12 protein-coding genes and 1 riboswitch are annotated in these 13,066 nt (G+C 39.8%); of the genes, 11 read left to right on the top strand and 1 reads right to left on the bottom strand.

Annotation, left to right across the window (positions count from 1 at the left end; translation table 11 throughout):
- Positions 1-18 precede the first annotated feature (18 nt).
- From sufC to sufB, 5 genes are read left to right on the top strand one after another with little or no spacing between them, the layout of a single operon-like run.
- Positions 19-804 (top strand): Fe-S cluster assembly ATPase SufC, encoded by a 786-nt coding sequence (gene sufC, locus GS400_RS16050; protein WP_160104662.1) that lies wholly within the window; start codon positions 19-21, stop codon positions 802-804.
- Positions 805-822: 18 nt separating this feature from the next.
- The gene (sufD, locus tag GS400_RS16045) at positions 823-2,130 is read left to right on the top strand and encodes a Fe-S cluster assembly protein SufD (protein ID WP_160103448.1); all 1,308 of its coding nucleotides are present in this window, start codon (positions 823-825) and stop codon (positions 2,128-2,130) included.
- Positions 2,130-3,350, top strand: a complete 1,221-nt coding sequence (locus GS400_RS16040) for a cysteine desulfurase (RefSeq protein ID WP_160103446.1) — start codon at positions 2,130-2,132, stop codon at positions 3,348-3,350. Before sufD ends, GS400_RS16040 begins: the two co-directional genes overlap by 1 nt.
- Positions 3,340-3,780 carry a Fe-S cluster assembly sulfur transfer protein SufU gene (gene sufU / locus GS400_RS16035; RefSeq protein WP_160103444.1) on the top strand — a complete coding sequence of 147 codons (441 nt, stop codon included), beginning with the start codon at positions 3,340-3,342 and terminating at the stop codon, positions 3,778-3,780. Before GS400_RS16040 ends, sufU begins: the two co-directional genes overlap by 11 nt.
- Before the next feature lie 42 nt (positions 3,781-3,822).
- On the top strand, positions 3,823-5,220 hold the full coding sequence (gene sufB / locus GS400_RS16030) for a Fe-S cluster assembly protein SufB (RefSeq protein WP_160103442.1): 1,398 nt from the start codon (positions 3,823-3,825) through the stop codon (positions 5,218-5,220).
- Between the two features lie 193 nt (positions 5,221-5,413).
- On the opposite strand, the gene GS400_RS16025 is transcribed toward sufB, so the two are convergent.
- On the bottom strand, positions 5,414-5,752 hold the full coding sequence (locus GS400_RS16025; protein ID WP_160103440.1) for a hypothetical protein: 339 nt from the start codon (positions 5,750-5,752) through the stop codon (positions 5,414-5,416).
- Positions 5,753-6,049: 297 nt separating this feature from the next.
- Here GS400_RS16025 and GS400_RS16020 point away from each other — a divergent pair, with 297 nt between their 5' ends.
- The 6 genes from GS400_RS16020 (at position 6,050) to GS400_RS15995 (ending at position 12,823) form a co-directional block, all read left to right on the top strand.
- Positions 6,050-6,874 (top strand): sulfite exporter TauE/SafE family protein, encoded by an 825-nt coding sequence (locus GS400_RS16020; RefSeq protein WP_160103438.1) that lies wholly within the window; start codon positions 6,050-6,052, stop codon positions 6,872-6,874.
- Positions 6,875-6,886: 12 nt separating this feature from the next.
- The gene (locus tag GS400_RS16015; protein WP_160103436.1) at positions 6,887-8,284 is read left to right on the top strand and encodes a bifunctional metallophosphatase/5'-nucleotidase; all 1,398 of its coding nucleotides are present in this window, start codon (positions 6,887-6,889) and stop codon (positions 8,282-8,284) included.
- A gap of 51 nt (positions 8,285-8,335) precedes the next feature.
- Entirely contained in the window at positions 8,336-8,656 is a 321-nt protein-coding gene (locus GS400_RS16010) for a YunC family protein (RefSeq protein ID WP_160103434.1), read from the top strand.
- 228 nt (positions 8,657-8,884) lie between these two features.
- Positions 8,885-9,988, top strand: a complete 1,104-nt coding sequence (locus GS400_RS16005; protein ID WP_160103432.1) for an HD-GYP domain-containing protein — start codon at positions 8,885-8,887, stop codon at positions 9,986-9,988.
- Positions 9,989-10,045: 57 nt separating this feature from the next.
- Positions 10,046-10,834, top strand: a complete 789-nt coding sequence (yunB, locus tag GS400_RS16000; protein WP_160103430.1) for a sporulation protein YunB — start codon at positions 10,046-10,048, stop codon at positions 10,832-10,834.
- Positions 10,835-10,891: 57 nt separating this feature from the next.
- Positions 10,892-11,078, top strand: a riboswitch (Lysine riboswitch).
- A 188-nt stretch (positions 11,079-11,266) separates the two neighbouring features.
- Positions 11,267-12,823, top strand: a complete 1,557-nt coding sequence (locus GS400_RS15995) for a Na+/H+ antiporter NhaC family protein (RefSeq protein WP_160103428.1) — start codon at positions 11,267-11,269, stop codon at positions 12,821-12,823.
- Positions 12,824-13,066: the final 243 nt, after the last annotated feature.

Here is a 13,066-nt window from a genome sequence, read left to right as displayed (position 1 = left end):
GATATTGGAGGTATCGCAATGGCAGGATCAACACTAGTAATCAAAGATCTTCATGTAGAAATTGAAGGTAAAGAAATCATTAAAGGTTTAAACCTTACAATAAATGGTGGCGAGTTCCACGCTGTCATGGGACCAAACGGAACAGGTAAATCCACTCTAGCATCAGCAGTAATGGGTCATCCTAAGTATGAAGTAACGGGTGGCAGCATCACATTAGATGGTGAAGATGTTCTTGAGATGGAAGTAGACGAGCGTGCACAAGCAGGTCTATTCCTTGCAATGCAATATCCAAGTGAGATTAGCGGAGTAACGAACTCTGATTTCCTTCGTTCTTCTATTAATGCGAAGCGTGAAGAGGGCGATGAAATAAACCTAATGAAGTTCATTAAAGAAATGGATAAAAACATGGATGAACTTGAAATGGATAAAAACATGGCTCAGCGTTACCTAAACGAAGGTTTCTCCGGTGGTGAGAAGAAGCGTAATGAAATTCTTCAGTTAATGATGAATAAACCTGAGATCGCAATTCTTGACGAGATTGACTCTGGTCTTGATATCGACGCACTTAAAGTGGTTTCTAAAGGCATCAACAAAATGCGCGACGAGAGGTTTGGTTGCCTTATCATTACCCACTATCAGCGCCTGCTAAACTATATCACACCTGATCAAGTACACGTTATGATGCAAGGTCGCATCGTGAAGTCTGGTGGACCAGAACTTGCTCAGCGCCTTGAAGAAGAAGGTTATGATTGGATCAAGCAAGAGCTTGGTATTGAAGACGAAACAGTAGGTCAAGAAGCGTAATCAGTTAGGAGGGATATCATGACTGTAGACACACAACTTCCATTCGACAAACAATATGTCAGCCAATATTCAGAGAAACGCAATGAGCCGAAATGGATGACAGAGCTTCGTCAACAAGCGTTGGAGAAAGCTGATACACTTCCAATGCCGAAGCCTGACAAAACCAAAATTGACAAGTGGAACTTCTCTCAGTTTAATCATGAAGCAGAAGGTCAATCTATTTCCACATTAACTGAGCTTCCTGAAGGCATTCAGAGCTTTTTAAATACTGAGGACGAAGGTCAGAACCTTCTTATTCAACGCAATAACTCAGTAGCGTACTCATCTCTTAACCAAGAGTTAAAAGATAAAGGCGTTATTTTCACAGATATTTTCACAGCAGCAAAAGAACATTCCGACTTACTTGAGCAATATTTCATGAAAGATGGCGTACAAGTAGATGAGCATCGTTTAACAGCTCTTCATGCCGCTCTTATGAATGGCGGAGTATTCGTATATGTTCCGAAAAATGTAGAGCTTGAACAGCCAATTCAATCTGTATTTTGGCAAGAGGATCCATCCGTTGCAACTTTCAACCATGTTCTAGTGGTAGCAGAAGAAGGAAGTTCTGTAACGTATGTTGAGAACTATATTTCTCATAATGAATCGGATGAAACGGTTGCGAATATCGTTACAGAAGTGATTGCTAAAGATAACGCGAAAGTTTCTTTCGGAGCTGTTGATAATTTCGCATCAGGAACAACAACGTATGTTAACCGTCGTGGCGTTGCTTACCGTGATGCTTCAATTCAGTGGGCTCTTGGTCAAATGAATGATGGTAACACAGTAAGTGAAAACGTTACGTACCTAATGGGCGATAACGCTTATTCTGATGCGAAAACCGTATCTGTTGGACGCGGTAGTCAAAAACAAAACTTCACAGCTAAGATCGTACACTATGGTGTGAACTCAGAAGGTTATATCCTTCAACATGGTGTTATGAAAGACAATGCAAGTGCTATCTTCAACGGAATTGGTAAAATCGAACATGGCGCATCTAAATCTAACGCAGAGCAAGAATCCCGTGTTCTTATGCTTAGTAGCGGTGCCCGCGGTGATGCTAACCCAATTCTTCTTATTGAAGAGGACGACGTAACAGCAGGTCACGCAGCATCAGTAGGTCGTGTTGACCCTGAGCAGTTATTCTACCTAATGAGTCGTGGAATTAGCCAAGAAGAAGCTGAGCGTTTAGTGATCCATGGTTTCTTAGCGCCAGTTGTTAAACAACTACCTATCGAAGCTGTTAAAAACCAGTTACGTGAAGTAATTGAAAGGAAAGTATACTAATGGATGTAAAACAAGTTCGTAATGCTTTTCCGATCTTGCATCAGGAAGTAAACGGGCATCCATTGGTTTATCTAGATAGTGCGGCAACATCCCAAAAGCCACAATCAGTCATTAGTGCTATTGAAGAGTATTATAAAGGGTACAACTCAAACGTTCACCGTGGAGTTCACACCCTTGGTACTTGGGCAACAGATGGATATGAAGGAGCACGTGAAAAAGTACGTCGCTTCATCAATGCCAAAAGCACTCAAGAAATCATTTTCACCAGAGGTACAACAACCTCAATTAACACTGTTGCTTATAGCTATGGTCGCGATAATCTGGAGCCAGGTGATGAAATTGTGATTACTCCAATGGAGCACCACAGTAACATCATTCCATGGCAGCAAACAGCTAAAGCTACAGGAGCAACGTTAAAGTATATTCCATTGCAGGAAGATGGCACGATCTCCTTAGATGATGTTAAAGAAACCGTCACGGACAATACTAAAATTGTTGCGATGATGCACGTTTCGAACGTCTTAGGTTCAATCAATCCGATTAAGGAAGTAACTGAAATTGCTCATGAGCATGGTGCTGTTATGCTTGTGGATGGTGCTCAAGCAGCTCCACACATGCGCGTTGATGTTCAAGATTTAAACTGTGACTTTTACGCCTTTTCTGGACATAAAATGGGTGGACCTACAGGAATCGGAGTTCTCTACGGGAAAAAGGATATACTAGAAAAAATGGAACCCGTCGAATTCGGCGGTGAGATGATTGACTTTGTAGGTTTATATGATTCTACCTGGAAAGAGCTACCTTGGAAGTTTGAAGGTGGAACACCAATCATTGCAGGAGCAATTGGGCTTGGAGCAGCAATCGATTTTCTAGAAAGTGTTGGACTTGAAGAAATTGAAGCTCACGAGAAAAAACTAGCTCAATATGCGTTAGATCGACTGCAATCTATTGACGGTGTAACCGTATATGGCCCTCAAGAACGTGCTGGACTTGTTACATTCAATCTAGATGATGTACACCCACACGATGTGGCAACCGTATTAGACGCTGAAGGTATTGCCGTAAGAGCTGGACACCATTGTGCCCAACCATTAATGAAATGGTTAGAGGTTTCAGCTACAGCTCGTGCTAGCTTCTATATGTATAATACGAAAGAAGATGTGGATGCATTTGTCGATGGATTACAAAAGACAAAGGAGTTTTTCGGAGATGTCTTTTAATAATCTCGATCAACTATACAGACAAGTTATCATGGACCACTACAAGAACCCTCGAAATAAAGGATCTCTTGAAGAGGGTGCCATGACTGTTGATATGAATAACCCAACTTGTGGTGACCGAATTCAATTGCACTTAAAAGTTGAAGACGGGAAGGTATCAGATGCTAAGTTTGATGGTGAAGGCTGCTCTATTTCTCTATCTTCTGCATCCATGATGACAGAGGCGATCAAAGGGAAAACCGTAGAAGAAGCAGTTGACATGTCAAAGATGTTTTCTGATATCATGCAAGGTAAAGAGGTAGACGAAGATAAGCTGGAAGACTTGGGTGACATTCAAGCTTTACAGGGCGTTGCAAAATTCCCTGCACGTATTAAATGTGCCACTCTTGCTTGGAAAGCGATGGAACAAGGTGTAGATGAGAAAGAGTAAGTAGCTCTGTGAGTTTTACACACCTAAAGGAGGTTTTGATCGATGGCAAAAAAAGCGCCTGAGGTTGGAGAGTACAAATATGGATTTCATGATAAAGACGTATCCATCTTCCGTACACAACGTGGTCTAACGGAAGATATTGTTCGCGAGATTTCTAATCAAAAAGATGAGCCAGAATGGATGCTTGAATTCCGTTTGAAAGCTCTTAAACAGTTTTACAAAATGCCAATGCCACAATGGGGTGGCGATCTAAACGAATTGGATTTTGATGAGATTACGTACTATGTAAAACCATCTGAAAAATCTGAGCGTTCTTGGGATGAAGTACCTGAGGAAATCAAGCAAACGTTTGATAAGCTAGGTATCCCTGAAGCAGAGCAAAAGTATCTTGCTGGTGTATCTGCTCAGTACGAATCTGAAGTTGTTTATCATAACATGCAAGAAGACCTTGAAAAGCAAGGTATCGTGTTTAAAGACACAGATACAGCTCTTAAAGAGAATGAGGACCTTTTTAAAGAATATTTCGGTAAAGTCATTCCTCCAGCAGATAACAAGTTCTCTGCCCTTAACTCAGCCGTTTGGTCTGGTGGCTCATTCATCTATGTACCAAAAGGCGTTAAAACGGAAACGCCACTACAGGCATATTTCCGTATTAACTCAGAAAATATGGGACAGTTTGAGCGTACGTTAATTATCGTAGACGAAGAAGCATCTGTTCACTATGTAGAAGGTTGTACAGCACCAGTCTATACAACAAACTCTCTACACAGCGCGGTTGTTGAGATCTACGTTAAAGATAATGCTTACTGCCGTTATACAACAATCCAGAACTGGGCGAACAACGTTTATAACCTTGTTACGAAGCGTGCTAAGGTTGGAGCAAACGGAACAATGGAATGGGTTGACGGTAACTTAGGTTCTAAGCTTACAATGAAATATCCATCTGTTATCTTAGCAGGTGAAGGTGCACGTGGTATGACTCTTTCTATCGCATTAGCAGGTAAAGGTCAGCACCAGGACGCAGGTGCGAAGATGATTCACCAAGCACCGAATACTTCTTCTACAATCGTTTCGAAGTCGATTTCGAAGCAGGGTGGTAACGTAACGTACCGTGGTATCGTTCAATTCGGACGTAAAGCGGAAGGCGCACGTTCCAACGTAGAATGTGACACGCTAATTATGGATAACAAGTCTAAATCAGATACGATCCCTTACAACGAAATCTACAATGAGAATATCTCTCTAGAGCACGAAGCTAAGGTATCTAAAGTATCTGAAGAGCAGTTATTCTATCTAATGAGTCGCGGTATCTCTGAAGAAGAAGCGACTGAAATGATCGTAATGGGCTTCATCGAGCCATTCACGAAAGAACTTCCAATGGAATATGCCGTAGAAATGAACCGCCTTATCAAATTCGAAATGGAAGGTTCCATCGGTTAATATATCTGGAAAAACCCCGCTTTTGCGGGGTTTTTTATGTTTTAAAAGGGAATATCTTTGTATGCATGTATGTTCAATTATATGGCAGTTATCTTGAATAAGCTGGTGAGGGGAGGTTCCGTTACATTTATGCAGATCGGCGGGCTGTGGAACGGGTTGCTTTCCCCGGAAGACCGATCGAGCTTCCTCGTCACTACGTTCCTGCGGGATCTCGCTCGCCCTTTCTACCGGAGGAGTCAACCCGTTCCACAGCCCACCTTAGCCGAATGTTGAATAACGGAACCGCAGCGATGTTGAGAGGTCGATGCTTACGGACATCTGTTCCTTTATTTTGAACTTTTAAGGCATTACGAGAGTCGTTACGGACATATGATACCTTATTTGTGACAAATTGGTCTTTTTCAAGGTGATTTGAAGCAAATAACGGAATGAATGTCCGTAAGCTCTTCAATGAAGTTAGATTAAGATAAAATAACGGAACAGATGTCCGTAAGGTTAAGAAATCACACAACCAGAGTCCGTTAATCTCCATAAACGCAAAGGGGTGAGGGAAACGGCAAACTCCCGCGGTAGAAAGGGCGGCCGAGACCCCGCAGGAACGAAGTGACGAGGAGGCTCGGACGGTCTTCCGCAGGAGTATTGCCGTTTCTCTGAACCCCTACCTCTCATAAAAGCAACGGACTGCTCTCAACTTATCTCGGTTCCAAGTCTTCAAGATAAGGGGGGCTATAAAAGAATAAGAAATCATCCAATCTCCTCACATATTCGACATTACCTCTACACTAAAATATAATGAAAGAGTGAAATCAAACAGAGAGGGTTCATCATTTTGACCATTGTTATCTTACTCATTATCGGATTTTTCACTGCTTTCATTGGCAGTATTGCAGGAATAGGCGGAGGGACCATATTAGTTCCGAGCCTTTTATTTATGAATCATATATCAGAATCATTCAACTGGGCAACACCTCAAAAGATTGTAGGGATCTCCTTAGTTGTTATGGTATTTACCGGTTTATCTTCAACTATTTCCTATTGGAAAAGCAAAAGAATCGATTATAAAAGTGGTTTAATCTTTCTGATCGGAAGTCTTCCAGGGGGAGTCTTTGGTTCTTGGTTAAATCAATTTCTGAATGACGATACATTTTCTTTAGTGTTTGGCCTTGTCATGATAGGAATTTCTCTACTTTTCTTCTTCAAAAAATCAGGTCAACCAAACAGTAAAACAGCAGAATCTAAATTCTATATACAGCGTTCCTTAACCATCAATGGACACTCCCATTATTACGCAGTTCCAGTAATTTGGGGGATTCTTTTAGCTTTTGGTGTCGGGATCTTATCTGGATTGTTCGGAATTGGTGGAGGCTCATTAATGGTGCCTGCCATGATTTTATTATTTGGATTTCCGGCTCATATAGCGACAGCTACATCCATGTTTATGATTTTTTTCATGAGTCTCTTTAGTTCAGGAACCCATATTGCGCTTGGTCATGTTGAGTGGGTGTACACTTTAGCGTTTATCCCTGGAGCTTGGATTGGGGGTACTGTAGGAGCTAAACTCAATCAACGCATGAAAAGTCGTACGATTGAATGGGTGCTTCGCGTGATTTTAATTCTGATTGGAATTCGTTTGATTTGGGAAGGGATAGGATAAGGAGTCGATAATATGCAAGAGAAAATCTATCTTTATTATACAAATGATTTACATAGCCATTTTGAAAACTGGCCAAAAATTGTACAACATTGGAAGCATCAACGGAACTATCATGAACAAAAAAATGAGACAATGTTTTTATTAGATGTTGGGGACCACGTTGATCGATTTCATCCCATTTCTGAAGCCATGAAAGGTTCAGCAAATATAGCACTTTTAAATGATGCAGGGTACGATTGTGCCACACTTGGTAACAATGAAGGCATAACGTTGTCTCACGATGAGTTGTTTCATTTATATGATGAAGCCAATTTTGATGTGGTTTGTGCTAATCTAGAGAACGCTCAAAGAGAAAAACCATCATGGCTTAAGCCTTATTCTTTTTTGACCACTGATCAAGGTACAAGAATAGGCATCATAGGATTAACAGCACCGTTCAAAGCTTTTTATGGTTTGTTAGGGTGGAATGTCTACTCACCGTTCCAACTTCTCGATGATTATTTAGATGAGGTACGTGCGCAATCGGATATCGTCATTCTCCTGTCTCACCTTGGTATCAATGATGATCAAGAAATAGCTAATCGATATTCAGGTATAGATGTGATTATAGGAGGCCACACACACCATCTATTTCGAGATGGTGAGATGGTGGAAGGCACCCTTTTAACTGCGGCAGGGAAGCATGGCGTTTATGTTGGGCAAGTTGCTATACAGTGGGATCATGATCGGAATGAGCTCGTACAAAAGGAAGCATATGCTTACCCACTTGATAATCAAGAAGAGGATATAGAAACGCGCCAAAAACTTGAGCAATACAATAATCAAGCAGCTGATATTTTGAAAGATGTAGTTGTAAGGCTTAATGAACCGTTAGATGTTCATTGGTTTCAGGAAACGAAAGTCATCAAGGAACTCGTTTACACGTTAAAAGAGTGGACTGATGCTGACATTTCTATGTTAAATGCAGGTGTACTTTTGGAGCCTTTTAGTGAAGGCCCTGTAACCAGAGGAGATATCCATAAAATCTGCCCTCACCCAATTAATCCTTGTAAGGTAACACTTACAGGTAGCGAACTGTTAGAAGTCATACGACAAGCACATACTAAACGGTTTATGGAGTTAAAATTAAAAGGATTTGGTTTCCGTGGAGAAGTGCTTGGAAGAATGGTGTTTTCTGGTGTAGAAGTAGAAACTGAAAAGGATCAAGAAGGAAATGAACATGTAAGAGAAGTGCGCTTCCAAGGTGAACCCTTAGACCATAAGAGAACTTATACCGTAGCAACAGCTGATACATTTACGTTTGGTCGATTGTTACCTGAAATATCGCATAGTAGGGATAAGTATTACTTTATGCCTGAATTGTTAAGAGATTTACTTTCAAGTACATTACAAAGACTTAGTCTAAAATAGTCACTTTCCCTTCTTATCTACATAAATTGTAGAAAGAAGGGAGTGGTTTATGTGGTAACGGTTGAACCAGTCATGATTGAGGGAGTCCCATTTACTGCAGTAAGTGTGAAACTTCCTCAAACCAATCTGCTTGTTGTATCGAATGAAAAGGGGTATATCATGTGCGGTGCTTTAGACGTTGATTTATTAAATGAGAAACTTGCGGATCGAAACATTGTAGCAGCAAGGGCGGTAGGTGTACGCACAATAGACGACCTCATCCAAGCTCCGTTAGAAAAAGTGACAGTAGGAGCGAAAAAATACGGTTGGGAAGAAGGCATGATAGGGAAAGATGCTTTACTGAAAATAGCTGACGAACCATCACAATCATGATACAATAAACATAATTTACGACGAATATCTTAAGGATCTGTTATATTTAGGTTGCATAACAGATTCTTTTTACTCGTTTACATATAGGAATAGAATAATACATAAATGAATGAATTATAGTAATAAAGTTTTAGGTGTAAAGGGTCAGGGTATTTGTAACAGTTGCATTTCTTATAATCAAGAACCGAGTGTTAAAATAATACATAGTAAAAGTTAGGTTGGGATGAAATGCGTCTTGTATCAACATTTTCATTAGCAGAAGGTGATGAATTATCAAAGCCTATTTATAATGATAAGGGACAGATCCTTATTCATGAGGGTGTTGCTCTTACGAAAAGGATGATTAACCGCCTCACTGACATTGGTGTTACATATGTGTACATAGAAGATGAAGCAACAAATGATATTGAGAGTAAATCGCCTATCTCCGACCGAGTTCGTGTAGAAGCCGTTAATACAATTAAGGATACATTTGATACTATGAGTGGGTCAGATGATGTTGCTAATTCATTTATTTTTGATAAGACTGGAGAAAAAATGGTGGATATCGTTCGCCATATTTTATCTGAAGTGCAAGATCATAATGAGGTGATCTCTCTTTTATCAGATGTGTTTACATATGATGATTACATCTTTACACATTCCTTAAATGTCACCATCTATGCTTTGGCACTTGGAACAGAGCTAGGACTTCCATCTAAAAAACTAGAAGAACTGGGTTATGGAGCTATGCTTCATGATGTTGGAAAGGTTCTTGTACCTCGTGACGTTTTGTTGAAGCCGGGGAAGCTAACAGACGAGGAATTCAAACAAATTCAAGAGCATTCAGAAGCAGGTTTTAATATGCTTCGGAAAATGCCAACGGTGCCCTTAACCGCAGCACATTGTGCCTATCAACATCATGAGCGGTTAGATGGATCAGGATATCCTAGAGGATTAACGGAAAAAGATATTCATTTGTACGCTAAAATACTAGGTATTGCTGATGTTTTTGATGCAGTGACAAGTAATCGTGTCTATCGAAATGCAATGCTACCGCACGAAGGTTTAGAAATTCTATATGCAGGTGCTGGGACACTATTTGATCAAAAAATGATACAAGCCTTTAGAAAAAGTGTGGCAGCATATCCAAATGGATTAACTGTCGTTTTAAGCGATGGACGTAAGGGGATTGTTTCTCGTCAAAACAAACATGTCAGTGACCGTCCAGTGGTTCGAATATTGGAGGAAAATGGTCAGGAACTCGCTGAGTATTATGAAATAGACATGTCGAAAGAGTTAAATGTTATTGTCACAGAATGTGATACGACACTATTTAGTAAAAATGCATAAGTTTTTTAGTCAAACCCTGTCCTAGACTTGCATAAAGTTTAGGAGAGGGGGTTTTTTATGAAAAAAATTAGACGAAAACATAAACCCATGGCACCACCTCCGCCCGGACAAATATTTATGGTAACCTTTGTGTTTTTTATCATAAGTACTTTTGGTAGCTTATGGATTATTAACAAAGGACTTGAACCCAAACTCTTAGAAATTGCTGAGGCTAAGACGGATCAATTTGCAAGGAATGCCATATTCGAAGCGGTAAATAAAAAAATTGGAGATGGGTTAAATGAAGATATCATCATCATTGATGAAAATGACAGTAATGGCTATGTACGCTCTGTCCAATGGAATATGCCATTGATTAATCGAACACACTATCAAACCCATTACCGCGTTCAACAATATTTAGAAAGATTAGAAGAAGGAAAGGCAGTCGAGCCAGGTGAGTCATTAGATATTGATGTGGATCAAGAAAACGGTTCAACACAGCAAGAATTGTTAGAAAAGCCACAGATTGCAAGAATACCTTTAGGGCAAGTAACGAATAATGTTTTACTAAATAATCTAGGTCCTAAGATCCCCGTTCATTTTGCGACAATTGGGGATGTGGAGTCTCAAGTTATAGCAAAAGTAGAGTATCATCCCATTAATAATACAATGTATCAACTCTATTTACGTGTTAAGGTAAATTTAAGAATTTTATTACCATTTTCCACTGATACAACTACCGTAGAAACCGAAATTCCTATTGCACAAAACACCGTTCATGGGGATGTACCGGAATTTTATAACAATAGTGAAGGAGGCACAAATCCTTCTGTAGAAATTCCATTTGGGTCCTTGCCAAACTAAAAAAATGTTGATATAGTAATCATCGTGACAACTGAATCGAATCTACCCTTATCATATCGATGAGGTAGAGGTGCATTTAGCATAAGTACCCTATGGGAGGATGACAACGAGGATCATAGGGAAAAGGGCTACTTGCCGAAGTATAAGATAGGTGTCTTCCTTTTTATGCTGGTATGTTCTTGAATAAGGAATATACTGTCATGCAAATCTGAACGTATGGATTGCATGATGCGCTACTGATCGAGATGGAGGATAACCAATATTATTTGCTTCTTAAAAGCAGGTAATGATAGTTATTGACTCTATCATTGCCTGTTTTTTTATTATATTCCTCTAAAAAACTTCAGTACACAGCATCTACATGTCCATCGTTCCTTCAGGCCATCCTATAAGAGGATAGGTACTTATTTAAAAACAATAGGAGGGAACAAAATGGAATTTGGAATTCTTTCACTCATTCCACCAATCATTATGCTTGTTCTTGTGTTACTAACAAGACAGGTTTTACTTTCTTTAGGAGCAGGCATTGTTGTCGGAGCATTCATGTTAAATAGCTTTAATATCGTGCCATCATTTAATGAAATATGGATGAGCTTCTCACAGATATTCTATGTTGATGGAGATCTTCAGGTTGGCAGCATTCAATTATTAAGCTTTCTTATCTTATTAGGCATTACAACTGCCTTTATGACTGCTTCAGGCGGAAGTGCTGCTTTTGGAGAGTGGGCTATTCACCGTATTCGCACTCGTAAGGGCGCACAGACTATGCCGGGGATATTAGGTCTTATCATTTTCATTGATGATTATTTCAACAGCTTAGCTGTCGGCCAAGTCGCTCGTCCTTTAACAGACCGTTATAACGTTTCTCGTGCGAAGTTAGCCTATATTATTGACTCAACATCAGCTCCAATTACAGTTGTATCTCCAATCTCAAGTTGGGGTGCATATATCATTGGGTTGATTGGTACAATTATTGCGACGCAGGAGATCACGGGGTATGGAGAACTTGAAGCATTTCTTCGTATGATCCCAATGAACTTCTACGTGTTTGGTGCTATATTCTTAGTATTCTTAATGATTTATCGTAATTTTGATATTGGCGCTATGAGAAAACACGAAGAAAAAGCACAAACTACAGGCGAGCTAGTGGATCCAAGTAAAGAAGTGCCAGGAGATCTGAATAATGAATTTAAGGCAACTCAAAGAGGTAAAATTTATCATCTAATCATTCCAATTCTTGTTTTAATCGTGGCTACAGTGACTACCATGTTTATCACTGGTATTCAAGGCACACCAGCTGAAGAAGAAGTATCCATTCTAAGCATCTTTGCAAATACGAACGTAAACCGTTCCTTATTCTACGGTGGCCTATTTGCTGCATTAAGCGGACTGGTTCTTTATATGTTCTTACAAGGGTCAAAATCTTCTACAGGCAAAGTAGTTGTTGAAGGAATTAAAGCGATGCTTCCGGCTATTTACATCTTAGTTTTAGCTTGGATGATTGGAACGATTATTGGTTCTATGGGAACTGGCGAATATTTAGCGGAACAAGTAAAAAATGCTAATATTAGTCCAACATTCTTGCCATTTATGATGTTTATCGTAGCTGGATTTATGGCTTTCGCAACAGGAACTTCTTGGGGTACATTTGGAATTATGCTTCCGATCGCAGGAGAAATTGCTGCTACTTTAGACGTAGCGATGTTCTTACCATCTCTTGCTGCCGTATTGGCAGGTAGTGTGTTTGGAGACCATTGTTCACCAATTTCAGATACAACGATCTTGTCTTCAACAGGAGCGGGATCTAACCATATTGATCACGTTATGACACAGCTACCATATGCATTAATTGGAGCGCTTGCTGCTTCAGTAGGGTATGTGATCTTTGGATTTACTACAAGTACAATTCTTTCTCTAGTTGTCACATTAGTGATTGTGCTTGCAGTTGTTCTTTTGTTTCAGCCAAAACAAAATAGTATAGAAGAATAACTTTATTAGCCAGTAATCATGTATATGATTGCTGGTTTTTTTCATGGGAGCTCCGCGCAGGAGCAGGGAAGATCATCCAGAAAGATGGACCTTATCATGCAAATTCGTACACTCCACACGTACTTTACAGATGAAAGGATATAATTTCCATTAAAACTAAAACCCACTAATATCAGTGTATAGACCAAAAGTCATAATTAGAAAATACTGAAAATTAAAACATTACCTTTACAAGAGTGTTTG

The organism is Pontibacillus sp. HMF3514, assembly GCF_009858175.1.
Lineage (GTDB): Bacteria > Bacillota > Bacilli > Bacillales > BH030062 > Pontibacillus.
The sequence above is the reverse complement of the archived record's forward strand: the minus strand, read 5'-3'. Positions and strand labels throughout refer to the sequence as shown.

Coding starts and splice junctions, on each gene's coding strand:
- sufC (WP_160104662.1), top strand. CDS start 19: ATGGCAGGATCAACACTAGTAATCAAAGATCTTCATGTAGAAATTGAA.
- sufD (WP_160103448.1), top strand. CDS start 823: ATGACTGTAGACACACAACTTCCATTCGACAAACAATATGTCAGCCAA.
- GS400_RS16040 (WP_160103446.1), top strand. CDS start 2,130: ATGGATGTAAAACAAGTTCGTAATGCTTTTCCGATCTTGCATCAGGAA.
- sufU (WP_160103444.1), top strand. CDS start 3,340: ATGTCTTTTAATAATCTCGATCAACTATACAGACAAGTTATCATGGAC.
- sufB (WP_160103442.1), top strand. CDS start 3,823: ATGGCAAAAAAAGCGCCTGAGGTTGGAGAGTACAAATATGGATTTCAT.
- GS400_RS16025 (WP_160103440.1), bottom strand. CDS start 5,752: ATGGAGATTAACGGACTCTGGTTGTGTGATTTCTTAACCTTACGGACA.
- GS400_RS16015 (WP_160103436.1), top strand. CDS start 6,887: ATGCAAGAGAAAATCTATCTTTATTATACAAATGATTTACATAGCCAT.
- GS400_RS16005 (WP_160103432.1), top strand. CDS start 8,885: ATGCGTCTTGTATCAACATTTTCATTAGCAGAAGGTGATGAATTATCA.
- yunB (WP_160103430.1), top strand. CDS start 10,046: ATGAAAAAAATTAGACGAAAACATAAACCCATGGCACCACCTCCGCCC.
- GS400_RS15995 (WP_160103428.1), top strand. CDS start 11,267: ATGGAATTTGGAATTCTTTCACTCATTCCACCAATCATTATGCTTGTT.